At 65.0% G+C, this 24,036-nt stretch carries 24 protein-coding genes; 8 read left to right on the top strand and 16 right to left on the bottom strand.

From position 1 onward, the window contains the following. Positions 1-15 precede the first annotated feature (15 nt). From XH98_RS09075 to XH98_RS09090, 4 genes are all read left to right on the top strand, one after another. The gene (locus tag XH98_RS09075; protein ID WP_271618563.1) at positions 16-1,053 is read left to right on the top strand and encodes a ligase-associated DNA damage response exonuclease; all 1,038 of its coding nucleotides are present in this window, start codon (positions 16-18) and stop codon (positions 1,051-1,053) included. Beyond that, complete coding sequence (locus XH98_RS09080) at positions 1,050-2,738, top strand: ATP-dependent DNA ligase (RefSeq protein ID WP_271618403.1); 1,689 nt, start codon at positions 1,050-1,052, stop codon at positions 2,736-2,738. The genes XH98_RS09075 and XH98_RS09080 overlap by 4 nt, the downstream gene beginning before the upstream one ends. A 72-nt stretch (positions 2,739-2,810) precedes the next feature. Continuing rightward, positions 2,811-3,113: a DUF6460 domain-containing protein gene (locus XH98_RS09085; RefSeq protein WP_271618404.1), complete on the top strand. Its 303-nt coding sequence runs from the start codon at positions 2,811-2,813 to the stop codon at positions 3,111-3,113. A gap of 85 nt (positions 3,114-3,198) precedes the next feature. Continuing rightward, a complete protein-coding gene (locus tag XH98_RS09090) occupies positions 3,199-4,524 on the top strand; it encodes an MATE family efflux transporter (protein ID WP_271618405.1) in 1,326 nt (441 codons plus the stop codon). Between the two features lie 17 nt (positions 4,525-4,541). On the opposite strand, the gene XH98_RS09095 is transcribed toward XH98_RS09090, so the two are convergent. Together XH98_RS09095 and XH98_RS09100 are read right to left on the bottom strand one after the other, a co-directional pair. Beyond that, complete coding sequence (locus XH98_RS09095; protein ID WP_271618406.1) at positions 4,542-5,639, bottom strand: quinone-dependent dihydroorotate dehydrogenase; 1,098 nt, start codon at positions 5,637-5,639, stop codon at positions 4,542-4,544. Further along, positions 5,636-5,980 carry a DUF952 domain-containing protein gene (locus XH98_RS09100; protein WP_057742634.1) on the bottom strand — a complete coding sequence of 115 codons (345 nt, stop codon included), beginning with the start codon at positions 5,978-5,980 and terminating at the stop codon, positions 5,636-5,638. Before XH98_RS09100 ends, XH98_RS09095 begins: the two co-directional genes overlap by 4 nt. A gap of 304 nt (positions 5,981-6,284) precedes the next feature. Between XH98_RS09100 and XH98_RS09105 the strand changes: the two genes are divergently transcribed. Next, positions 6,285-6,938, top strand: coding sequence for a S24 family peptidase (locus tag XH98_RS09105; RefSeq protein ID WP_271598707.1), 654 nt, complete (start codon positions 6,285-6,287; stop codon positions 6,936-6,938). Between the two features lie 126 nt (positions 6,939-7,064). Here the strand turns inward: XH98_RS09105 and XH98_RS09110 are convergent, their stop codons facing one another. The 5 genes from XH98_RS09110 to XH98_RS09130 form a co-directional block, all read right to left on the bottom strand. Then, positions 7,065-8,708 (bottom strand): lysine--tRNA ligase, encoded by a 1,644-nt coding sequence (locus tag XH98_RS09110; RefSeq protein ID WP_271618407.1) that lies wholly within the window; start codon positions 8,706-8,708, stop codon positions 7,065-7,067. Positions 8,709-8,919: 211 nt separating this feature from the next. After that, positions 8,920-9,855, bottom strand: coding sequence for a transporter substrate-binding domain-containing protein (locus XH98_RS09115; protein WP_271618408.1), 936 nt, complete (start codon positions 9,853-9,855; stop codon positions 8,920-8,922). Positions 9,856-9,957: 102 nt separating this feature from the next. Beyond that, positions 9,958-10,548, bottom strand: coding sequence for an SCO family protein (locus XH98_RS09120; protein ID WP_057742628.1), 591 nt, complete (start codon positions 10,546-10,548; stop codon positions 9,958-9,960). 24 nt (positions 10,549-10,572) lie between these two features. After that, complete coding sequence (locus XH98_RS09125; RefSeq protein WP_271598704.1) at positions 10,573-10,767, bottom strand: hypothetical protein; 195 nt, start codon at positions 10,765-10,767, stop codon at positions 10,573-10,575. 207 nt (positions 10,768-10,974) lie between these two features. After that, entirely contained in the window at positions 10,975-11,445 is a 471-nt protein-coding gene (locus XH98_RS09130) for a hypothetical protein (protein ID WP_057742624.1), read from the bottom strand. Positions 11,446-11,695: 250 nt separating this feature from the next. Here XH98_RS09130 and XH98_RS09135 point away from each other — a divergent pair, with 250 nt between their 5' ends. From XH98_RS09135 to XH98_RS09145, 3 genes are all read left to right on the top strand, one after another. Further along, complete coding sequence (locus XH98_RS09135; RefSeq protein WP_271598703.1) at positions 11,696-13,366, top strand: FAD-binding dehydrogenase; 1,671 nt, start codon at positions 11,696-11,698, stop codon at positions 13,364-13,366. A 119-nt stretch (positions 13,367-13,485) separates the two neighbouring features. After that, positions 13,486-13,836, top strand: coding sequence for a RidA family protein (locus XH98_RS09140; RefSeq protein WP_057742620.1), 351 nt, complete (start codon positions 13,486-13,488; stop codon positions 13,834-13,836). A 152-nt stretch (positions 13,837-13,988) separates the two neighbouring features. Then, positions 13,989-14,354 (top strand): nuclear transport factor 2 family protein, encoded by a 366-nt coding sequence (locus XH98_RS09145; protein ID WP_271618409.1) that lies wholly within the window; start codon positions 13,989-13,991, stop codon positions 14,352-14,354. A 192-nt stretch (positions 14,355-14,546) separates the two neighbouring features. Here XH98_RS09145 and XH98_RS09150 read toward each other — a convergent pair whose 3' ends face one another. The 9 genes from XH98_RS09150 to XH98_RS09190 all read right to left on the bottom strand — a co-directional run bounded on the left by XH98_RS09150 (position 14,547) and on the right by XH98_RS09190 (position 24,036). Next, positions 14,547-15,389 (bottom strand): amidohydrolase family protein, encoded by an 843-nt coding sequence (locus tag XH98_RS09150; RefSeq protein ID WP_271618410.1) that lies wholly within the window; start codon positions 15,387-15,389, stop codon positions 14,547-14,549. Between the two features lie 3 nt (positions 15,390-15,392). Then, positions 15,393-16,373 carry an aldo/keto reductase gene (locus XH98_RS09155; RefSeq protein ID WP_271618564.1) on the bottom strand — a complete coding sequence of 327 codons (981 nt, stop codon included), beginning with the start codon at positions 16,371-16,373 and terminating at the stop codon, positions 15,393-15,395. A 205-nt stretch (positions 16,374-16,578) separates the two neighbouring features. After that, entirely contained in the window at positions 16,579-17,511 is a 933-nt protein-coding gene (locus XH98_RS09160) for a sugar-binding protein (RefSeq protein WP_271598700.1), read from the bottom strand. 101 nt (positions 17,512-17,612) lie between these two features. Next, on the bottom strand, positions 17,613-18,683 hold the full coding sequence (locus XH98_RS09165) for an ABC transporter permease (protein ID WP_271598699.1): 1,071 nt from the start codon (positions 18,681-18,683) through the stop codon (positions 17,613-17,615). Beyond that, positions 18,683-19,447, bottom strand: coding sequence for an ATP-binding cassette domain-containing protein (locus tag XH98_RS09170; RefSeq protein ID WP_271598698.1), 765 nt, complete (start codon positions 19,445-19,447; stop codon positions 18,683-18,685). Before XH98_RS09170 ends, XH98_RS09165 begins: the two co-directional genes overlap by 1 nt. Before the next feature lie 13 nt (positions 19,448-19,460). Then, positions 19,461-20,783 carry a xylose isomerase gene (xylA, locus tag XH98_RS09175; protein WP_271618411.1) on the bottom strand — a complete coding sequence of 441 codons (1,323 nt, stop codon included), beginning with the start codon at positions 20,781-20,783 and terminating at the stop codon, positions 19,461-19,463. Beyond that, positions 20,780-22,237, bottom strand: coding sequence for a xylulokinase (xylB, locus tag XH98_RS09180; protein ID WP_271618412.1), 1,458 nt, complete (start codon positions 22,235-22,237; stop codon positions 20,780-20,782). Before xylB ends, xylA begins: the two co-directional genes overlap by 4 nt. A 138-nt stretch (positions 22,238-22,375) precedes the next feature. After that, positions 22,376-23,422: a LacI family DNA-binding transcriptional regulator gene (locus tag XH98_RS09185; protein ID WP_271618413.1), complete on the bottom strand. Its 1,047-nt coding sequence runs from the start codon at positions 23,420-23,422 to the stop codon at positions 22,376-22,378. A gap of 152 nt (positions 23,423-23,574) precedes the next feature. Beyond that, entirely contained in the window at positions 23,575-24,036 is a 462-nt protein-coding gene (locus XH98_RS09190; RefSeq protein WP_271618414.1) for a GNAT family N-acetyltransferase, read from the bottom strand.

The following is a 24,036-nucleotide window of genomic DNA, read 5'->3' on the forward strand; positions in this document are numbered from 1 at the left end:
TCCTATATGACGATCATGCGCCCGCAAGACATCCTGCTGCCAACTGCTGACGGCCTGTGCTGCAGGCCCGGCGGCTTCCACATCGATCCGATCCGCCCGGTCGAGCGGGCATTGATCACCCACGGCCATTCCGACCATGCCCGCGCCGGCCATGGCGCGGTGCTGGCGACGCAGGAAACGCTCGACATGATGCGGCTGCGCTACGGCGAGAATTTTGCCGGCTCGACGCAAGTCATCAGCTATGGCGAAGACATCAGGCTCGGCGACGTCAAGGTCAAGTTTCACCCGGCCGGTCATGTGCTGGGCTCGGCGCAGATCGCGGTGACAGCCAAGGACACCTGCATCGTTGCATCAGGCGATTACAAGGATGCGCCGGACCCGACCTGCGTTCCGTTCGAGCTGGTGCCTTGCGATGTCTTCATCACCGAGGCGACGTTCGGCCTGCCGGTGTTTCGCCATGGCGATGCGGCCCTCGAGGTGAAGAAGCTGCTGGCCTCGGTCGCTTTGTTCCCCGAGCGCGCCCATCTCGTCGGCGCCTATTCGCTCGGCAAGGCGCAGCGTGTGATCGCGCTGCTGCGCAAGGCCGGCTATGACGCGCCGATCTATCTGCATGGCGCGATGGAGAAGATCACCGCGTATTATCAAAGCCGCGGCATCGACCTCGGCGAGCTGCGGCCGGCGATGGGCATGAAGAAGGCGGCACTCGCCGGCACCATCACGTTCGCGCCGCCTTCGGCGACATCGGACATCTGGGCCCGGCGCTTCCCCGATCCCGTCACCGCCTTCGCCTCGGGCTGGATGCGCGTGCGCGCCCGGGCGCGGCAAGGCGGTGTCGAGCTGCCGCTGGTGATTTCCGATCACGCCGATTGGAACGGCCTCACCGCGACCATCGCGGCGACCGGCGCTAGCGAGATCTGGGTCACCCACGGCCAGGAAGACGCGCTGGTGCATTGGTGCAAGACGCAAGGTCTGCGCGCCCGGCCGCTCGATCTCGTCGGCTATGGCGACGAGGAGGAGAGCGAGCCGCAGCCTCGAAGCGAGGCCGAGGCATGAACCGCTTCGCCGAACTCCTGGACCGCCTCGCCTACGAGCCCGGCCGCAACAACAAGCTGCGGCTGCTGCAAGGCTACTTCCGCGAGGTCGGCGATCCCGACCGCGGCTACGCGCTCGCTGCGCTCACCGGGGCGCTCAGCTTCAAGCACGCCAAGCCCGCGCTGATCCGCGACCTCATCGCATCGCGCACCGATGAGGTGCTGTTCGGGTTGAGTTACGACTATGTCGGCGATCTCTCGGAAACGGTGGCGTTGATGTGGCCGAAGACGGCGCTGGCCGCCCACAACAACCCGCCTCCTCCGACCCTGACCGAGGTCGTCACCACGCTGCGCACGCTCGGCAAGACCGAGCTGCCGAAGCGGCTCGAACGCTGGCTCGACGAGCTCGATGAGACCGGCCGCTGGGCATTGTTGAAACTTGTCACCGGCGCCATGCGCATCGGTATCTCGGCGCGGCTGGCGAAGACCGCGGCCGCGGCGCTTGGGGATAAGGATCCGCATGAGGTCGAGCTGCTCTGGCCGGGCCTCAGCCCGCCCTATCTCGACCTGTTCGCCTGGCTGGAAGGCCGCAGCGAGAAGCCGGTCAATCGCGATCCCGCGCCGTTCCGGCCCGTGATGCTGGCGCATGCGATCGAGGACAGCGATTTCGCAAGCCTCGAACCCGCCGATTACATCGCCGAATGGAAATGGGACGGCATCCGCGTGCAGGCGGTCGCCGGCCGCGATGAGCACGGGCAGATCACCGCGCGGCTCTATTCGCGCACCGGCGAGGACATCACGGGAAGCTTTCCGGATCTCGTGCCGTCGCTGCGCCTGCCCGGCGCGATCGACGGCGAGCTCTTGATCCTGCGCGAAGGCCGCGTGCAGAGTTTCAACGTCCTGCAGCAGCGGCTCAACCGCAAAATTGTCTCGCCGAAGCTGATCAAGGATTTTCCGATTCACTTGCGCGCCTACGATCTGCTCGGGGATGACGAGAACGATCTGCGCGAATTGCCCTTCGCCGAGCGGCGCGAGCGGCTTGAGACCTTCATCGGCAAGCTCGACGATCCCCGCCTTGATCTCTCGCCCACCATTCCCTTCGCAAGCTGGGATGCGCTCACCGCCGCGCGCGCCGATCCGGCAAGCGCCGGCGCCGGCGAGGATGCCGACGCCGTCGAAGGCGTGATGCTGAAGCGGCGCGATGCGCCCTATCTGCCGGGACGGCCGAAGGGACAGTGGTGGAAGTGGAAGCGCGATCCGCACATCATCGATGCCGTGCTGATGTATGCGCAGCGCGGCCACGGCAAGCGTTCGTCCTATTACTCCGACTACACTTTTGGTGTCTGGACCGAAACCGACAATGGCGAGGAACTGGTGCCGGTGGGGAAAGCCTATTTCGGCTTCACCGACGAGGAACTGTTGCAGATCGACCGTTTCGTCCGCCGCAACACCACGGAAAAGTTCGGCCCCGTCCGCCATGTCGTGCACGAAGGCGACAAGGGGCTGGTGCTGGAGGTGGCGTTCGAGGGCCTGCAGCGCTCGCCGCGGCACAAATCCGGCGTCGCGATGCGCTTCCCCCGCATCAGCCGCCTGCGCTGGGACAAGCCGCCGCGGGAGGCGGATAGGCTGGAGACGCTGGAAAGGATGTTGAAAGCGGACGAATCCCTACCAACAATTAAGGTCGCGGCCTCCGCCGACGGCCATTGACGCCCCATTGCGGGTTCCCCATGTCCCCCGCCGTGACCTATAATCGGGGCTAGCCCCCACGAGGAGTTTGAGATGGCCCACGACGTCAGAGATTTGCCGGCCGGCCACAGCGATGGCCTGCACCGCTTTCTCGGCGGCTCGCCGCTGGCGGTCGCGTTTCGCCTGATGCTGCTCTCGATCCTGGTCGGCGTCGTGCTGGCGGCGATCGGCTTCGACCCCTGGAATATCATTTACAGCATTCGCCTGCTGTTCCAGCGCCTCTGGGATCTCGGCTTCGACGCCGTGAACTGGCTGTGGCGCTACTTCCTGCTCGGCGCCGTCATCGTGATCCCGATCTGGCTGTTGTCGCGCATCTTCGGCTCGCCGCGCCGCTAAGGCGCTCTGAAATGCGCGGCCGGCGCAAGCACGCCATGCCGGCCGCGATGGTGCATTCGGCGCGGGGCTCGGATACACGCACCTGATGCACGCCCCGGTTCATCCCAAAGTCGGCAGCCGCCAGGTCTTCGCCATCGCGGGTCCCGCGATGGTCGCGAACCTGACGACGCCGCTGATCGGCGTGGTCTCGACCACCGCGATCGGCCGGCTCGATGATGCCGCGCTGCTCGGCGGCGTCGCGATGGCGTCGGTGATCTTCGACTGCCTGTTCTGGCTGTTCGGCTTCCTGCGCATGAGCACGCTCGCCTTCACCGCACAGGCGCTCGGCGCCGGCGAGACGCGCGAGGAGACCGTGATCCTGGTGCGCGGCTTCATCGTCGCCGGCCTGATCGGCGGCGGACTGATCCTGCTGCAACTGCCGCTGGCCGACGTGCTGTTCGATGTGATGGGTGGCAGCGCGGGCGTGACGCACGCCGCAAAAACCTATTTCATGATCCGGATCTGGTCGTCGCCCTTCGCGTTCGCCAACTATGTCATCCTCGGCTGGTTGGTCGGGCTGGCCCGCGCCAATCCAGCGCTCGCGCTGCAAGTCGTCATCAACCTCGTCAACATGGCGGCGACGATCTTGCTGGTGCTGGTCTACGACACCGGCATTGCGGGCGCGGCGATCGCCGCGCTGCTGTCGGAGGGCATCGGCTTCGTGTTCGGCGTTATCGTCTGCCGCCGCTATGCGCATGGCGGCTTTGCCGTGCCCCGCGCGATGCTGTTCGACCGCACCAAGCTGATGCGGCTGTTGGCTGTCAATTCCGACATCATGATCCGCACTGCGGCACTGATCGCCGTGTTCCTGTTCTTCACCGCCAAGGGCGCGCGGGCCGGCGACGTCACGTTGGCCGCGAACTCCGTGCTGAACAATTTTCTCCTGGTCAGCGCCTTTTTCCTCGATGGCCTCGCCAACGCCGCGCAGCAGCTCTGCGGCCGCAGCTTTGGCGCGCGCGACGCCCAGGGCTTTGCGGATTCGACCCGGCTGGTGCTGCTGTGGGGGCTCGGCTTTGCGCTTGTCGTCGCGGTGCTGTTCGCGCTGTTTGGGCCCGATATCATCAGCTTCATGACGGCGAGCGAGGACGTCCGCCGCGCCGCGCGCGAGTTCCTGCCGTTCATCGTGATAGCGCCGATCCCCGGCGTGTTTGCCTTCGGTTTCGACGGCATCTATGTCGGTGCCACCTGGGCGCGCGAGATGCGCAATCTGATGCTGGCTTCGCTCGCGATCTTCTTGGGCGTGTGGTGGGCGCTGCAATCATTCGGCAATGCCGGGCTGTGGTGCGCACTGCTCGCGTTCTATGTCGCGCGCGGCGGATTGCAGGGCGCGCGGTATCCGGCGCTGTATCGAGCGACCTTCGCGAAGTCGTAGCCCGGATGCAGCGGTGCTTATATCCCAGGCCAGTCTTCCGCCGTCAGCGTGGCCGCATCGGCGCCGACGATCTCGGACAGCGAATCCCGGCCCGTGCGCAGCAATGTCGAGGTCAGATCGCGCTTGATCTCGTCGACGAGGCCGAGGCCCTTATAGACCAGCGACGAATAAAGCTGGATCAGGCTCGCGCCGGCGCGAATTTTTGTCAGCGCCGCACCGCCGGAGTCGACGCCACCGACGCCGATCAGCGGGAAGGCGCCCTCGACCCGGACATAGGTCTCCGCGACCATGCGCGTCGACAGCCGGAACAGCGGCCGGCCGGACAGGCCGCCCTGCTCTTTCGCGCGCGTCTGCTCGCGCAACGTGCTCGGCCGCGCAATGGTCGTATTCGACACGATCATGCCGTCGACCTTGCGCGAGCGCGCGACCTGGACGACGTCGTCGAGCTGGGCGAGGCTGAGGTCGGGCGCGATCTTCAGCAGCACTGGCGTGTCGCCGGCCTTCTGCCTGACGCGCTCGCGCGCATCGATGACGCGTCCGAGCAGATCGTCGAGCAACGCGCCTTCCTGCAGATTGCGCAGGCCCGGCGTGTTCGGCGAGGAGACGTTGACGGTGAAATAGCTTGCGACGGGTGCAAAGGTCTCGATCAGCTTGACGTAGTCACCGACGCGATCGGGCGAATCCTTGTTGGCACCGACATTGACGCCGACGATGCCGCCATTGGCCGCGCGGGCGGCGAGCCGGCGCAGCACGACTTCCGCGCCGTCATTGTTGAAGCCCATGCGGTTGATGACAGCCTCGTCGCGCTCGAGCCGAAACAGCCGCGGCCGCGGATTGCCCGCCTGCGGCTTCGGCGTCACCGACCCGATCTCGACAAAGCCGAAGCCGAGCCGCAGCAGCGCGTCGGGCACCTCGGCGCTCTTGTCGAAACCTGCGGCCATGCCGATCGGGTTGGGGAAGTTGAGCCCGAAGGCGCGCACGGCAAGCTTGGGATCATCGGTGCGTGGCTTCACCGGCGGCAGGAAGCGCAGGCCCTGGATGGCGAGGCGGTGGGCGTCCTCCGGATCGAGCCAGCGCAACACCGGCAGCGAGAATGCATCGAAGGCGCGGATCACGGGGCGAGCTCCGGTGTATCGTGGCCACCATCGGAGCGTATGTTGAGGTTCATCACCGAGAGCACGGCGCCGAGATCGAGCTCGCCATACAGATGCGGAAACAGCTCGTCATTGCGCGAGCGCTCCCAGCGCAATTCGCTGCCGAGCGCATCGCCATCGACCTCGACCAGGAACAGCGCGCGCTGGCCGGAATAGTGCTTGCGCAGAGTCTCAGGCACCTGGCTCGCGGTCGAGAAATGGATGAATCCATCGCGCGCGTCGTCCGCGCTGCCCCGGTACACGCCCTGCCGTTCCGCCTCGCGCCAGGCCGAGGCCGGACAGATTTTGTAGATCTTGACCACAGATTGCCGGAGCCCTGTTTGCTCTTCGACTCAGCTCTTTGAGTCTCTTGGTTTTTTTCGTCCCGAACGGGTCTTCAAAACCCGGCGCGACCGTAAAGGCGGCCCCTTCCGAACTCAAGTCCTAGAGCCTTTTCCGTTCCGATTTCATCGGAACGGGGCTCTAGATTCTTGTTTTGACGCGTTTTCTTGACGCGAACCGGTATCCACTTCGCTTGAAAACGCTTCCGCCGCCCTCTTGCGCGAAAAACGGAAAACCGGTTGATTTGAGGATAGTTTTCCTGAGTTGCGACGGGCTGGACCTTCCATGGTCAAACAGGCCAAAGCGCAGAGGATGCTGACCCACGACCAGATCTGGGCCGCACTGGACCAACTGGCCGCGCGCGCCGGGCTGTCGCCGTCTGGCCTTGCCAAACGGGCCGGGCTCGACCCCACCACCTTCAACAAGTCCAAGCGCGTCACCACCGACGGCCGCGAGCGCTGGCCCTCGACCGAATCGATTGCGAAGGCGCTGGCGGCAGCGGACTCGTCGATCGAGATCTTTGCCAAGCTCATCGACGACGAATCCGGCGACGGCCGCACGATACCGCTGCTCGGTTTCGCACAGGCGCCTGCGAGCAGCGCATTCGACGAGCAAGGCTCACCGTCCGGCAAGGGCTGGAGCGAAATCGCGCTGCCGATCACTGACGACGTCAGCGCCTTTGCCCTGGAGATTTCCGGGGATTCGCTGCTGCCGGCCTATCGCAACGGAGATGTGATCCTGGTCTCGCCCGGCGCGCCGGTTCGCAAAGGCGACCGTGTGGTGGTGAAGACCAGGGCGGGCGAGGTCATGCTCGCGACGCTGAAGCGCCGCACGGCAAAGGCGCTGGAGCTGGTGCCGCTCGACGCGACGCTAGGCGAGCGGACAGTGGCGGCCGGAGATGTGGCCTGGATCGCAAGGATCGTGTGGGCGAGCCAGTGAAACTTACTCCGCTGTCATGCCCCAGCTTGACCGGGGGCATCCAGTACGCCGCAGCGTCTCTGCCTAATCACAACCGTCTCGGAGTACTGGATCGCCGCCTTAGCGGGCGATGACACCGAGGATGGTTTACGCACTCCGTGCCAGCGCGCCGTCGATCATGTTGACCGCGTTCTGCACGCCGTAGACCGCGACGAAGGAGCCGAAGCGCGGGCCCTTCTCCTGGCCGAGCAGCACCTGGTAGAGCATGTTGAACCAGTCGAGCGTGACGCCGGGACGGCCGTCCTTGCCCTTCTTGACCTGATCGAGGAACGGCTCGCGGCGGCCGATCTCGTAGACGACGTTCTGGATGTCTTCGGCGGATGCGTCTGCCGGCAACTGCGACAGCGCATCGCGCAGATCCTGCAACGCGGCGCGCTCGGTGTCCGTGGGCACGCGGAACTGCTTCGTCGGTGCGACGAAGTCGCGGTAATAGTTGATGGCGTAGCCGACCATTGCATCCAGCTTCGGATGCGTCTGCGGCGACACGCCGGGACGATAGCGCCCGATGAAGCCCCACAGCGTCTCGGCGTTCTCCGCATTCGACGACGACACCAGCGTCAGCAGCAGCTGGAACGTGACGGGCATGTCGCCTTGCGGCGGATGGCCGCCATGGATGTGCCAGACCGGATTGCCGAGCTGCTGCTTGGCGTCCTGCCTGGGGAAGCCATCAATGAATTGCTGATAATCGTCGACCTGGCGCGGGATCACGTCGAAGAACAGCCGCTTCGCCGCCTTCGGCTCGCGATACATGAACAGCGACAGCGATTCCGGCGAGGCGTAGCGCAGCCACTCGTCGATGGTGAGGCCGTTGCCCTTCGACTTCGAGATCTTCTGACCCTTCTCGTCGAGGAAGAGCTCGTAGTTGAATCCTTCGGGCGGCATGGCGCCGAGCGCCCTGGCGATGGCGCCGGAGAGCTTTACGGAATCGATCAGATCCTTGCCGGCCATCTCGTAGTCGACGCCGAGCGCGACCCAGCGCATCGCCCAGTCGGCTTTCCACTGACACTTGACGTTACCGCCAGTGACTGATGTTTCGACTTCCTCGTTGGTATCAGGGTCAACATAGGTCACCGTACCGGCCGCGACGTCGCGGCGGATCATCGGCACCTGCAGCACGACACCTGTCGTCTTGCTGATCGGCAGGAACGGCGAATAGGTTGCACGGCGATCCGGCCCGAGCGTCGGCAGGATGATGTCCATGATCTTGTCGTAGGCGGCGAGCATCTTCAGCAGCGTCGCGTCGAAGCGGCCCGACTTGTAATAGACGGTCGAGCTCGCGAATTCGTAGTCGAAGCCGAAATGATCCAGGAAGGCGCGCAGGCGCGCGTTGTTGGCATCGCCGAACGACGGATGCTCGTTCGAGAACGGGTCCGGCACCGCGGTGAGCGGCCGTCCCAGATATTGCGCCAGCAGATCCTTGTTCGGCACGTTGTCAGGCACCTTGCGGAAGCCGTCCATGTCGTCGGAGAAGGCGAGGAGCCGCGTCTTGATCTTGTCCTCGGTCAGCACGCGGAAGGCATGGCGCACCATCGAGGTGCGCGCGACCTCGCCGAACGTGCCGATATGCGGCAGGCCGGAGGGACCGTAGCCGGTCTCGAACAGCACCTCGTCCTTCGGGCTTTTCTTCAGCCGCGCGGCAATGGCCTTCGCCTGCTCGAACGGCCAGGCGTTGGATTGTTCGGCGAGCGCACGAAGATCGCTCGGGCTCATGTTCGGGTCGATAACGGACATCAAGGGGCCTCCGGGCCGCGGAAAATAGCGATTTCCGGGCAGAATGCAATTTTGTGGGGCGACGCTGCCGCCTCCACCGTCATTGCGAGCGAAGCGAAGAATCGTAGGGTGGGCAAAGCGAAGCGTGCCCACCATTTCTAAAGACGTGGGCACGGCGCTGACGCGCCTTTGCCCGCCCTACGGCAGCCCGCTCGGTTCAAGAGCTGCGAACCTAAAACGGGCTCACCGAAAAATACTTCAGCCAAAGATCGGTGTAGCGGCCTTTTTCCCAGACGCGGAACAGGGCCCAGTTCAGGGCCTGGCGCAACACGTCGTTGCCCTTGCGCACGGCAATGCCGACACCCTCACCGAAGAAGCGGCTCTCCACGAAGGGACCGCCGGAGAAGGCGCAGCAATCGCCGGAATCGGTGCCGTTGATCCAGAACGCCAACGAGATGGCGTCGCCGAAGATGAAATCGACCTCGCCTTTGCGCAAGGCGGCGCGCAAGGCATCGTCGTTCGGATAGGGGTGCAGCTCGGCGTCGGTGAACATCGATTTCAGATAAGCCTCATGCGCTGAGCCAGCGATGACGCCAACCTTCTTGCCTTCGAGATATTCGGGGCGAATCTCCGGCATCACCGCATCCTTGCGCGAGACGAAGCGCGCCGGCACGCGGTAATAGGGATCGGTGAAGTCAACGCGCGCGCGCAGCTGCGGGCTCACCGCCATGGAGGCGATGATCGCATCGCCCCGGTTGGAGGTGAGCGCATCGACCAGCGTCTCGAAGCGGCGCATCTGCACGGTGCAGCTGACCTTGATCTCCTCGCACAGGCTGCGGGCGAGATCGACATTGAAGCCGGCCGGATTGCCGTCGGCACCGGTGAAGTTGAACGGCGGGTAGTCGGTCTCGGTCAGGAAGCGGATCACGGTCAGGCGCGACAGGTCCGGCCGCTCCGGCCGCCGCCGCGGGTCCCAGAAGCCGGGCACCGCCTGGGGAGCGGCTTGGGGCGCGACCGGGGTGGTGGCCTGAGGCGCCGCGGGAGGTCGCTTGGCAGGGGCCTGGGCCCTTGCCGAGGACAAACCTGCGAGCAGGCAGGCCGTGACGGCCAGCCCCATCAGCAAGCCACGGGCAGATTTCGACGATTTCGCCTGTTGCGATGGAGCCATCGGCCGGAGATGCATGAATTTCGTTGGGATCGGAAGGCCTTATAGACCATCCGGCCGGGAACGCGAGCCGAAATGCACTCCCCCGCCGCCTGCGGGGTGTCCCTACAGATACTTCTTCAGATCCGCCGCCGCCTCTTCAGGGGTCCGCTTCAGGTTGAACGGCGAGACGAAGCGGCCGTCGCGATCGATCAGGTAGATCAGCGCGGTGTGGTCCATGGTGTAGTCGCCGTCCTTGGTCGGGACCTTCTTGGCATAGACCCGGTAGGAGGTGATCACCTTGGCGGTCTCGGCGGGATCGCCGGACAGGCCTTCGAGATGCGGATCGAAGCTGGAGAGATAGTCCTTCATGGTCGCGGGCGTGTCGCGCTCCGGATCAACCGAGATGAAGACGGCGTTGACCTTGTCGGCATCCTTGCCCATCGCGCGCAGCACTTCCGACATCTCGAACAGCGAGGTGGGGCAGACGTCAGGGCAATGGGTGTAGCCGAAGAAGATGAGGGTCGGCTTGCCCTTGAGGCTCGCCTCGGTGACGGTCTTGCCGTTCTGGTCGGTGAGCTGGAACGGGCCGCCGATCGCGGCCGGCTGCGCCACCTTGCTGACCCCGCCCATGGCCCAGAATATGATGAGGAGCCCGAGGACGAGACTTGCGGCGAAAGCGGTCGCGATCACCAGCGGACGGGCAGTGGAGCTCATGAGCGGAAAACTTCCTGTCGCGGGTCAGAAGCAGGCGGCAAAGCCGCTCCTGATCATTTCGAAGAACACCTGGGTGCCATAGTGGAACCAGAGCGCGAGCGCACCGATCACGAGAAGCCCACCGACGCCAGCCCCTGTCCACAGCAGCACAGACGGCGCGCGCCCGGCAGTGGGCGAATTGTCCCTTAGCGGATGCGCCTGATGCAGTGGTTGAGCCATGACAAGGATCGGGTTCCCTGCCTTTGAAATAGGCGCCTGGGCGCGGGCGGGCAAGCCAAACGGGGCGAGCGGAGATCAATTGGTGATGAGTTCTCCCGTCATGCCCGGGCTTGTCCCGGGCATCCACGAACCTCCTTTGCGTGCCCAAAAACGTGGATGGCCGGGACAAGCCCGGCCATGACGAAGGTGAGCGTGAGAAGCGAGGGACTACCTCGCCGATGGCTTGTTGGCCGAAGCCTGCGCGTCCATGTAGCAGGGCTTGTACATGGCCTGGAGCTGCTTGCCCCGCAGGAACAGCATGTGCGGCGTGAGGCCACCACGCTGTGAGATCCAGCGCTTCACCTGCGAGGGATACATCGCATAGAGCATCTGGGTGGCTTCGGGATTGGTGATGGCGCGGCCGTTGCTGCCGAAGTCCCAGGCGGCATGGAAGCCGAGCGTGGCGTGCGAGGTGACGCAGATGCGGTCGTGCGGGATGGCGCCGAGGACGATGGTGCAGGCGGAGGCGCAGAGACCGTCGATGATGACGGTATCGCCTGACTGCCTGAGGTCCTGGTATTTGTCGACGTAGGTTCCGATCCGGCCGCCACGATCATCCGCGATCCGAACCACCGCGTGAGACGCCCCCATGCAAGCGATCAGGCAAGCCGCCGCAAGCAACCCCGTCAGAAACTTCATTGGCCCCCGCCCCAGTCGTTTTCGAATCTGCGTGTCAGGTGGTGATGCGCGCCTAGCGTCGGTCGTTACCGTGGTTTTGTCTAGGCAGGCCGGCTCGCTCAAAACAAATTCAAATCCAGTGTTGCGTCCGCGCTGCACTCCGCCTGGCTCAATCCCAAAGTGGAACAAGTTAACGATGCCTTACGCGACACGCCCTTGATCTCAGTTACGGCAACGGGCTTCAATTCCGGGCAACTACAGGGGGGAACTCATGACCGACCTTCGGGCTGACCAGGCGGACGTCATTGTCGTCGGCGCAGGACTATCCGGGCTGGTCGCAGCGACCGAAATTGCCGATGCCGGCAAGCGCGTGATCGTCCTCGACCAGGAAGGCGAGCAGTCGCTCGGCGGCCAGGCGTTCTGGTCGTTCGGCGGATTGTTCCTGGTCGATTCGCCGGAGCAGCGCCGGCTCGGCATCAAGGACTCCTTTGAGCTCGCCATGCAGGACTGGCTCGGCACCGCCGGCTTCGACCGCGACGAGGACTTTTGGCCGCGCCAATGGGCCGAGGCCTATGTCGCGTTCGCTACGGCTGAGAAGCGTGACTGGCTGCGCGCGATGGGTCATCGCATCTTTCCCGTGGTCGGCTGGGCCGAGCGCGGCGGCTATGACGCGATGGGCCACGGCAATTCGGTGCCGCGCTTTCACGTCACCTGGGGCACGGGGCCCGGCATCGTCGAGCCGTTCGAGCGCCGCGCGCGCGAGGCGGCCAAGAGCGGGCGGCTGATCTTCAGGTTCCGCCATCGCGTCGATGCGCTGTCGATCACTAACGGTACCGTGGATGGCGTCAGCGGCGCGATCCTCGAAGCGACCAATGTCGAGCGCGGCAAGAGCTCGTCGCGCACTATCGTCGGCGAGTTCGCGTTGAAGGCGCAGGCCGTGATCGTCGCCTCCGGCGGCATCGGCGGCAATCATGATCTGGTGCGGGCGAACTGGCCCAGGCGGCTCGGCGATCCCCCGAAGTTCATGATTTCAGGGGTGCCGGAGCATGTCGACGGCCGCATGATCGGCATCACCGAGAAGACAGGCGCGCGGCTGATCAACCGCGACCGCATGTGGCACTACGTCGAGGGCATCCAGAACTGGTCACCAATCTGGCCGCGCCACGGCATCCGCATCCTGCCCGGGCCCTCCTCGATGTGGTTCGACGCCACCGGCACGCGACTGCCGGCGCCGCTGTTTCCCGGCTCGGACACGCTCGGCCAGCTCAAATACATCATGTCGACGGGGTATGATTATTCCTGGTTCGTCCTGACGCAGGCCATCATCAAGAAGGAATTTGCGCTGTCGGGCTCGGAGCAGAACCCCGACCTCACGGGCAAAAGCTGGCGCATGACCTTGCGCCGCGCCACCAACAAGGGCGCGCCGGCGCCGGTGGAGGCGTTCAAGAGCCACGGTGTCGACTTCATCGTGCGCGACAAGATCGAAGACCTCGTCGCCGAAATGAACAAGCTCGCCGGCAACGATCTGCTCAAGCTCGCGCACGTCAGGATGCAAATCGAGGCGCGCGACCGCGAGATCGCCAACCCCTACGTCAAGGATGCGCAGGTGATGAACATCCACAATGCGCGGCGTTACATCGGCGACAGGCTGATTCGCACCGCACCCCCGCACCGGATTCTCGATCCCGCGCAGGGACCGCTGATCGCGGTGAAGCTCAACATCCTCACCCGCAAGACGCTGGGCGGCTTCGAGACCGACCTCGACTCGCGCGTGTTCGGCGCCGAGGGCAGCGTCATTCCCGGATTGTATGCGGTCGGCGAAGCCGCAGGCTTCGGCGGCGGCGGCGTGCACGGCTATCGCTCGCTGGAAGGCACCTTCCTCGGCGGCTGCCTGTTCTCAGGCCGCAATGCCGGGCGTGCGGCAGCAAAAGCGGTGGGATAGGCGGGACGCATGCGTCATCGAGGATGCATGCGCCGCCGGCAACGCATGCGTGCCTGGGGTGGCTCAGCTTGGGGTGCTGGGCTAGACAGGGCCGCCATTCCCTGAAGGAGATTCCGCAAATGAGCATCCAGCGTTTTGAAACCGGCCCGCGCATGAGCCAGGTGGTCGTGCACGGCGACACCGTCTATCTCGCCGGCGTCGTCGCCAGCAACGCGGCCGGCGAAAGCGTGACCAAGCAGACCCAGGACATCCTCAAGACCATCGACGGCCACCTCGCCAAGGCCGGTACCGACAAGTCGAAGCTGCTGTCGGCCACGATCTACATCACCGACATGAAGACGTTCCAGGAAATGAACGCCGTGTGGGACGGCTGGGTCTCGCCCGGCAACACCCCCGCCCGCGCCACCGTCGAAGCCAAGCTCGCGGCGCCGCAGTACACCGTGGAGATCATGGTGACGGCGGCGAAGTAAGTTTCGCAGCATCGACGTACGACCGGAGCGCGATGAGACCCATCGCGCTCTTTTTTTTGCGGGCACATGATCTCCGAGGTAATCGATCCCTGCGCGCGAACCTTCGATAGTCAGGTCAGCCGAACCAAACGGCCCCATCGCAGGAGAGCACCATGACCGACCCCATCACCATCGCCCGCCGCTATATCGATCTCTGGAACGAGCGCGCGCAAAATCGCCGGCGCGAATTGCTCAGTGAAAACTGGACGGCGGATGCGAGCTATGTCGATCCGCTGATGAAAGGCGATGGCAGGGACGGCATCGAGGCCCTGATATCAGGCGTGCAGCAGCGCTTTCCTGACTTCAAGTTCAGCCTGATCGGCGAGCCCAACGGCTACGGCGACCATGTCCGATTTTCGTGGGGTCTCGGCCCTGACGGCGTCGACAGCCCGATCAAGGGGACGGATTTCGCCGTGCTGAAGGACGGGCGGATCAAGAGCATTACGGGATTCCTGGATCAGGTGCCCGCGGGGGCGTGAGGCGCGAGCGCGGCCAAACTCGAATTGTCGTCCCGGCGAAAGCCGGGACCCACACCGCGTGATGTCTCAATTGCGCGCGGTGGAAGCACCGAACAACTAGCCTTCGCCAAACTACTCCCTGGGGTTATGGGTCCCGGCTTTCGCCGGGACGACAGCTGTGGTTAGGCGCGAACTTATGTCCATCACATTATCTCATGCCAGCCGATACGCAGCCTTCGCATTCACCCCGAACGCCTTCTCGCGCACGCTTTCGCCGAGCTTCGCCAAGCACGCTTCCAGCGCGCTCTTGATCTCGCTGTAGCTGCCGGCGAGCAGGCACACCGGCCAATCCGAGCCGAAGATCAGGCGATCCTCGCCAAAACAATTCGCGACGTGCCGGAGATACGGAAACAGCCGCTCGGCGTCCCAATCGTCCCACTTCGCTTCGGTCGCGAGACCCGAGACCTTGCACCAGACATTGTCGCAGGCTGCGAGCTGCGCGATGCGCTCGGACCATTCGGCGCTGCCGCCAGCTGCGATCGGCGGCTTTGCAGCGTGGTCGAGCACGAAGCGGGCTTGCGGAAAGGCTTTTGCGGTTGCGATCGCGGCGGGTAGTTCGCGGGTGCGGACGAGGAAGTCGTAGGCGAGATCACGGGCGAAGATTTCCCCCAGTCCGCGCTGGACCTCAGTGCGCAGCAGCCAGTCGGGATCGGCCTCGTCATGAACCTGGTGGCGGATGCCGACCAGCTTGGCGCCGCCCGGCAAGGTGCGCAGGCGATCGAGCGTATCGCCGAGCGCGGCGTCGGTCAGGTCGGCCCAGCCGACGACACCGATGACGGAGGGCGTGGCATGCGCCGTCGCCAAGAATTCCTCGGTCTCCGCCAGCGACGAGCGGCACTGCACCACGATGCTTGCATCGATGCCGTTCGCCTGCACCAGTGGCGCGAGATCGGCGGGACCGAAGGCGCGGCGGATCGGCGCCAGCTCAGGCGCCATCATCCAGGGGTAGTCGGCGCGCGCGGGATCCCAGAAATGCTGGTGGGCGTCGATGACCATGACTCACGCTCCGCCCGGCAGCGGCGCCCGCGCGTCGACGAGGTTCCTGGCGCGCAGCTCCTGCCAGAAGGCCTGCGGCACCGTGCGCTCCGACATCGCGATATTGTCGGCGACCTCGCTCGCGTTGCGCGCGCCCATCACGGCAACGGTCACGGCCGGATGGGCCATGCCGAACTGGAGCGCGGCGGCCTTCAGCTCGGTGCCATGCTTGCGGCAGAGCTGGTCGAGCTCGAGCGCGCGCGCCACGAGGGCCGCGTCGGCGTCCTCATAGTTGAACTTCGCGCCCGCGTGCGGATTGGCCAGAATGCCGCTGTTGTAGATGCCGCCGAGCAGGATGCCGATATTCTTCGCAGTGCAGATCGGGAACAGCGCATCCAGCGCGCCCTGGTCGAGCAGCGTGTAGCGGCCGGCGAGCAGGAAGCAATCGACCGGGACGGCTTCGGCAAAACGCGTGAGCATCTCGCACTGGTTCATGCCGGAACCGATCGCTTTCACGGTGCCGTCGTCGCGCAGACGTATCAGCGCGCGGAAGGCGCCGCTGACGGCGGCATCATAGTGATCGTCGGGATCGTGCACGAGCAGGACGTCGACGCGATCGAGCCCGAGGCGCTCCAGGCTTTCCTCCACCGAGCGCATCACGCCGTCATAGCTGAAATCAAATCGCGGCCGCAGCGCAGGTGCGTCCTTAAAATGATCGTCCTCGACCGTCGTACTGTCAGGCGCGCGCAGCAGGCGGCCGACCTTGGTCGAGATCGCATAGGACTCGCGCTGCTGTTGCCGCAGGAAAGCACCCAAACGGCGTTCCGCGAGGCCGAAGCCATAAAGCGGCGCGGTATCGAAGAAGCGGACACCGAGCGACCAGGCCTTTGCGACGGTGGCCTCCGCGTCCGCATCGCTGACCGCCGAGAACAGGCCGCCGAGCGGCGCCGAGCCAAGGCCGATTGACGTGACTTCGAGATTGTCAGCTAGCCGCGCTTTTTTCATCTTATTCACTTTGCGGGCTCCCTTGCTTCTCCCCCTGTGGGAGAAGGTGCCTTGCCGAAGGCAAGGCGCACGAGGGGTTCTCTCGGCGCATATCACACGAGCGGGACTCGCGGAGAGAACCCCTCACCCTGCTTCGCTACGCGAAGCCACCCTCTCCCACAAGGGAGAGGGTGGTCAGCGCAGGAACGTTGGGCTGGTAACGTTCCTACTTCAACAATTGAGCGACGTTATCCTTGGTCACGAGGTCGAGGCCGGTGTAGATCACCTCCGGAACCTTCTGGCCCTTCTTGATCGCGAGCAACGTGTCCATCGACTTCTCGCCCATTTCGAACGGGCGCTGGCCGGTGAGCGCGTTGGAGTAGCCGTCCCGCAGCAACTCGAGCTGCATCTTCAGCGTATCGGCAACGACGAGCGTCAGCTTGCCGCTGTCGATGTCCTTCTTGTTCTTGTTAACGAAGGCCTTGAAGCCCTCAGGCGCGAACATCGGCCAGCCGCCGACCGGAACGATCGCGGCGAGATCGGGCGTCGCGGTGCGCAGGTCGGACATCTGCTGGACCGCGAGCGTGGAATCGTCGTTGCAGAAGGTCGGCGAACCCTGCACCTCGACCCACTTCGAGCCCTTCAACGCCTCGCGGACACCATCGACACGTTCGGCGAGGTTCTTGGCGCCCGGACCACCGGAGACCATGGCATATTTGCCGCCCTCGGGCCGAAGCTGCAGCAATTGCTTGCCGAGCGCCAACCCGAAGTCCTTGTTGTTGGTGCCGATATAGGCGATGCGCTTGGAGCCCGGCGCGTCCGCGTCAAACGTGATGACGGGGATGCCTGCCGCGGTCGCAGCCTCAATCGACTTGGTCATCGACGCGACGTCGGCAACCGAGATCGCGAGCCCATCCACCTTCTGGGTGATGAAGTCCTGGATGATCTGCGCCTGCGTCGCCGGCTCGTGCTCGATCGGCCCCTTGTAGATGCACTCGACATTGCCGAGTTCCTTGGCGCGCTTCAGGCAGCCGTCACGCGCCACGTCGAAGAACGGGTTGTTCATCGCCTTGGGAACGACGGCGAACTTGTAGGTCTGGGCAAATGCCGGGGTCGCCATCATCGCGATGGTCACGCCAGCCAACAGAAGCTTCTTCATACTATTCCCTCCACACTTTGATGCCTATCCATTTGTGATGTGATGCCCCGGCAGGCGGATAGACGATCTTTCGTTGTCCTGCCGGAGTAACTGGTTAAGTGTTAAGTCATGCGCGAGCGGATGCGATCGACCAGCACAGCAAGAATGATGATCACGCCCACCAGCGTCTGCTGCCAGTAGGAGTTGACCTGCGCGAGCACGAGGCCGTTGCGGATCACCTCCAGCAGCACGCAGCCGACGATGGCGCCGAGCGGTCCGCCGAGGCCGCCGGCAAGATTGGCGCCACCGATAACGGCGGCGGCGATGACGTTGAGCTCGTAGGACGTCGCCATGTTCGCGGGCGCGGATCCCAGCCAGCCCGAGATGATGATGCCTTGCAGGCCGGCGGCGAGCGCGCAGATCACATAGACCTGGATCTTCACGCGCACGACCGGAATACCAGTCAACTCCGCCGCCTTCTCGTTGCCGCCTAGCGCGAAGACGTGGCGGCCGAAACTCGTGTGATGCAGCACAACCGCCATCACGACGGCGAGGATCACCAGGTAGATGAAGGGCGCGGGCACGCCGTACACGTCACCCGAGGTCAACGCGTAGAACAAATCGGCATCGGGCCCGCCCGGAAAGCTGCCACGGCCGTTCGAGACGACATAAGCCAGCCCTCGCACGATCGAGAGCATGCCGAGCGTGGTGACGAAGGGCGACAGCCCGAGCACCGCAATGCAGAAACCGTTGAAAATCCCGACGATGAACGCGGTGAACAGCCCGGCAAGCAGCGAGATCAGCAGGATCAATCCGGGCACATTGGCGACGACCGTCTTGCCATCGGCTGCCATGTGGACGAAATACGATCCCGGCGCCGACAGCTCGACCATGACCATGGAGGTGATCATCGCGGAAAAACACATCATCGAGCCGACGGAGAGATCGATGCCGCCGGTGATGATGACGAAGGTGATTCCGAGCGTGGCGATGGCGATGAAGGAAAAGTTCTTCGCCACGTTCTGCATGTTGCCCTCGGTAAAGAAGTAAGGGCTGGCAAAACGCATCACGATCATCAGCACCACCAGCGCCAGCAGCACGTAGCCGGTCTGCGAGGCGAAGATGCCGCGATGCCACCATTTGCTGCGGCCGACATTGGTGAAGGAGATCGGGTTTTCCATGGGTACGGACATTACGCCGCCTCCTTCGCGCCGGTGATAAGAGCGGTGACTTCCTCGGGGGACGTGTCGTGGATCGGCTTGTCGGCCCGCTTCTCGCCGCGGCGCATGACGATCACGCGGTCGCACACGGCGAACACGTCGGGCATGCGGTGGGAGATCAGCATCACTGCGACGCCCTGCTCCTTCAGACGGTGGATCAGGCTCAGCACTTGCTCGACCTGGCGTACCGAGATCGCGGCGGTCGGCTCGTCCATCATCACCAGCTTGGCGTTGGAGAGGCGTGTGCGCGCGATCGCCACCGCCTGACGCTGGCCGCCGGACATCTGCTTGACCAGATCATGCGGCCGGGTTTCCGAGCGCAGCTCGCCGAACAGCTCCAGCGCGCGCGACGCCATCGCCTTGTGATCGAGCAGCGCGACGGGTCCGAATTTGCGCTTGAGCTCCCGGCCGAGAAAGACGTTCGCCGCGGCCGACAGATTGTCGGCGAGCGCGAGGTCCTGATAGACGACCTCGATCCCCACCGCGCGGGCATCGACCGGGCGGCTGAAGTGGACGGGATGGCCGTCGAAGCGGATCTCGCCATGGGTCGGGCGGAAATTGCCGGCGATGATCTTGACCAGCGTCGACTTGCCGGCGCCGTTGTCGCCCATCAGGCCGACCACTTCGCCGGGATGGACATGCATGTTGACGCCATGCAGCGCGCGGATCGCGCCGAACTCCTTGCCGATCCCGGTCAATTCCAGCACCGGCTGGCCGCTTGTCGAAGAAGTTGTCATGCTCGGGCCTCGCTCAGACGTACCGGTTGACGAGAGATTCGAGATATTCCTGACGGCCCGACCGCGGTTGCGGATCGAAACCGGGGGCAAGCGCGCGATCAGAGAGATCGGCCAGCGATCGCTTGCCTGCCATGATCGCCTGCCCTTCGCTATCGGTCCATCCCTCATAACGCTCGGCGAGCGGCCCCGTGAGCGCCTCGGCGTCGAGCATGTCGACTGCTGCGAGCAGCGCCCGTGCGCAGGCGTCCATCGAGCCGACATGGGCGTGGATGAGATCATCAGGGTCGATCGATTGACGCCTGATCTTTGCATCGAAATTGAGACCGCCGGTGGTGAAGCCGCCGCCCCTGATCATGTCGTGGAACACCAGTGCCAGCTCCGGCACGTTCATGGCGAACTGGTCGGTATCCCAGCCGAGCAGATCGTCGCCCCTGTTGATGTCGAGCGAGCCGAACACGCCGAGCGCCTGGGCCAGGGCCACCTCGTGCTGGAAGGAATGGCCGGCGAGGATGGCGTGGTTCTGCTCGATGTTGAGCTTGACGTCCTTGAGCAGGTCGTAGCGCTGCAGGAAGCCGTAGCAGGTGGCGACGTCGAAATCATATTGATGCTTGGTCGGCTCCTTCGGCTTGGGCTCGATCAGAAGCGGGCCCTTGAAGCCGATCTTGTGCTTGTGCTCGACGACAAGCGAGACGAAGCGGCCCAGCTGGTCGAGCTCGCGCTTGAGATCGGTGTTGAGCAGGGTCTCGTAGCCTTCGCGGCCGCCCCACAGCACGTAGTTCTGCCCGCCGAGCCGGTTCGTCACCTCCAGCGCGGCGCGGACCTGTCCGGCGGCATAGGTGAAGACGTCAGGATCGGGATTGGTCGCCGCGCCCGCCATGTAGCGGCGATGCGTGAACAGGTTCGCGGTGCCCCACAGCAGCCGCACCTTGGCCGAGGCCATCTTCTTCTCGAAGATGTCGCCGATCGCATTGAGGTTGGCGACGGATTCGGCGAGCGTCGCGCCTTCGGGCGCGGCATCGACGTCGTGGAACGTGAAGAAGGGCACGTCGAGCAGTCGGAACAGCTCGAAGGCGATGTCGGCCTTGGCGCGCGCCATCGCCATGGCGTCGGAGCCGTGATGCCATGGACGCAGGAAGGTCTCGCCGCCGAAGGGATCGCCGCCGGGCCAGCAGAACGAATGCCAATAGCAGACCGCAAAGCGCAGATGATCCTCGAGCCGCTTGCCGCGGACGACGCGGTCCTTGTCATACCAGCGGAAGGTCATAGGGTTCTTGGCGTCCTTGCCGCCATAGGCGACGGGGTCGGCGGCGCCGAAGAATTTTGGTAACGCGTTCACAGTGAAAACTCCTTCAGCGCGGGGTAGAGCTTGCGCCACTGCTGATAGGCCTCGTCATAGGCCGCAGCGCGCGACGGGTTGGGTGTTGACGTCGCAAGGCGCCGCGGACGCGTGCAGACCTGCGCGGGATTTCCGCCCCGAGCGGCGAGCCGGCCCAGCCGGGCAGCGCCGAGCGCGGCGCCGACCTCGCCCTCCTCGACGCGATGCACGGCAATGCCGAGCACGTCGGCGCAGATCTGCGCCCACAGCGCCGAGCGGGAGCCGCCGCCGACGAGATCGACTTCGGAGATCGCCGAGCTGGCACTGCCGAGCGCGGCAAGATTATCGCGCGCGGCAAAGGCGACGCCTTCGAGCACCGCCTGCACGATTGCGTCGCGCCCGGTGGCGCCGCGCAGACCGATGAAAGCGCCGGCCGCGGCTGCATCATTGTGCGGCGTGCGCTCGCCATCGAGATAGGGCAGAAACTTCACCGGGCCTGGCCCGGTTACGGTGTCGCCGAGCGGCGCGAGCAACGAGGCTGTCGGTGTCGCCGTCACGCTGGAGAGCCAGGCCAGCGAAGCGGCGGCCGAGAGCATCACGCCCATCTGGTGCCAGAGGCCGGGCAGCGCATGACAGAAGGCGTGCACGGCGAGGGCCGGCGCCGGCGCAAATTTGTCGGTGACGCGGAAGATGACACCGGACGTTCCGAGCGACAGGAAGGCATCGCCCGGTGCGATCGCGCCGAGCCCGATCGCACTCGCTGCATTGTCGCCGGCGCCACCGGCAACGACGACATTCTTTGCCATGCCCCAGCGCTGTGCGAATTCGCCCGCGAGCGTTGCGCTCGCCTCGCTGCCCTCGACCAGGCGCGGCATGTGGTGCAGATCGAGCCCGGTGGCCTGCAGCAGCTCCGCCGACCAGCGGCGCTGGCCGACATCGAGCCAGAGCGTGCCTGATGCATCCGACATGTCCTCGACCATCTCGCCGGTCAGCCGGTAGCGGACATAGGCCTTCGGCAGCAGCACCTTGGCAACGCGCTTGAAGACCTGCGGCTCGTGCCGCGCGACCCAGAGCAGCTTTGGCGCGGTGAAGCCGGGCATCGCCAGATTTCCGGCGATAGCATGCAGCGAGGGGCAGCGGCGCTCGAGCTCGACGCATTCAGCATGCGAACGGCCATCGTTCCAGAGGATCGCCGGCCGCAGCGGGCGTCCATCGGTGTCAAGCAGCGTGGCGCCATGCATCTGGCCTGACAGGCCGATGCCGCGCACGGCGGCGACATCACCGGGACGAGCGGCGGCAAGATCGTCGACGGCGCCGATGGCGGCCTCGACCCAGGAAGCCGGATCCTGCTCGGACCACAGCGGCTGCGGATGCGACAGCGCAAGCTCGCGCGCGGCCGTCGCGACAACCGCGCCGGCCTCGTTCACAAGCACCGCTTTCACACCGGACGTGCCGATGTCCAATCCGATAAACAAACGCGTCCTCCCTCTTCGTTTTGAGCGTGCTTCGTCCGGACAACCATTGCATTCCGGATCACGCTGCCGCGGTGCGCGATCTGACGTCGCGCTTGCCGCAATCACTCATTTCAACACACGACCGCCGCGCCCTTTCGGTTACGGCAGATTGTCCCGCATCAGGATGTCGATGCGAATCTTCTCCTGTTCACTCAAGATCGGCTCGTTACGTGCCAGCGACAGCAGCACGCGCACGGCGGCGCGCGCCTCGTGCCCCGGATTCTGCGAGATCGCGACATCCAGCGTGCCCTGCAGCAGCAATCTGCGCGTCATCGCCGTGAGGTCGTGAGCGATGAAGACGATCTGCTTGGCGCGGCCTGCCTCGGTCAGAGCGGTGGCCACGCCCTGCGTGCCGGCGCCGACATTGTAGAGGCCGATGATATCGGGATGCCTGCCGAGCAGCCGCGAGATCAGCTGCTGAGAGCGGTCGTCCTCGTCGCGCCCCTCGAGCAAAGGCAGGATGTCGAGGTGCGAAAACTCCGACGCCATCACCTGATTGAAGCCGAAAATGCGCTCGGCATGGTCGCGCAGGCCCTGCGACCCCGCGATGATGGCGATCTTGCCGGATCTTTGGCCGACCAGCCTTCCGATCAGCGCACCCGCGGTGCGGCCCGCGGCGATATTGTCGATGCCGACATAGTGGTGGCGGCGCGACGAGGGCACGTCGGACACCAGCGTCACGACCTTGATGCCACGGTCGACGAGATCATTGATGGCGGCGCGCACGCTCGGATGGTCGAGTGCGACGACCGCGACGCCGTCATACTCGCTGCCGGCAAGCTCCTCCAGCGAGGCCGCCAGCACCGACGGGTCGAACACGTCGGTGATGACCATCTCAACGGCGAGGCGGCGGGCAGAGAGCCACGCCGACATCTCGCCCAGATAGGCCTTGATCTGCAGCATGAACGGGTTGGCGCCGACAGGCATCACGAAGGCAAACCGGCGGGCGCGGCCGCGGGCGAGCTCGGCCGCGGCCACATGCGGCTGGAAGGCGTTGCGCGCGATGATCTCCTGGACGCGCCGGACCGTGTCCGGCCGCACGCCCGGACGGTTATGCAAGACGCGGTCGACCGTAGCGAGGCTGACACCGGCCTCGCGGGCGATGTCCTTCAGCGTCAGCGCGGCGGATGCGGTCTCTTCAGCCATGGCTGAAGGCTAGCAGAGGCGTTTTGAGGTGCGCAACTCATTTTGAGGGGCAGGACGCCATTTTCGAGCGCCGGTTGCGCAGGACTTCGCCTAGCTCTTTGTTTTGACGCGCCTTATTGCGCCAACCGTTATCCACTTCGCTTGAGAAGGTTCTATGCACCGAGATCCAGCGCGAGGAAGAGACTGTTGCGGTCCTCGACATAGCCCTCGAACGGGGCGCAAGGCACGAAGCCGTGGGCCCGGTAGAGCGCGTGCGCCGGCTTGAAATAGTCCCAGGAGCCGGTCTCGAGGCTCAGCCGCGTCATGCCGCGCCTGCGCGCCTCGGCGATGATGTGGCGGAGCATCTCCCCACCAAAGCCGCGGCGGCGCGTGGTCTGCAGCGTATGCATCGACTTCACCTCGCCGTGCTCGCCCGAGAGCGTCTTCAGCGCGCCGGTCGCAACCAGCGTCTCGCCGTCCCAGCCGGTCCAGAACGCGACGTCGCGGGCACGAAGCCCGGCGAGATCGAGCGCGTGCGCGCTGCCCGGAGCGGTCTGCGCCCGCGCTGCCGTAACGTGATGGTCGAGCAATGCGACGACGCGCGGGTCAAAAGTATCGCCGGTACGGATCTGCAT

The organism is Bradyrhizobium sp. CCBAU 51745 (assembly GCF_028128715.1).
Classification (GTDB): Bacteria; Pseudomonadota; Alphaproteobacteria; order Rhizobiales; family Xanthobacteraceae; genus Bradyrhizobium; species Bradyrhizobium manausense.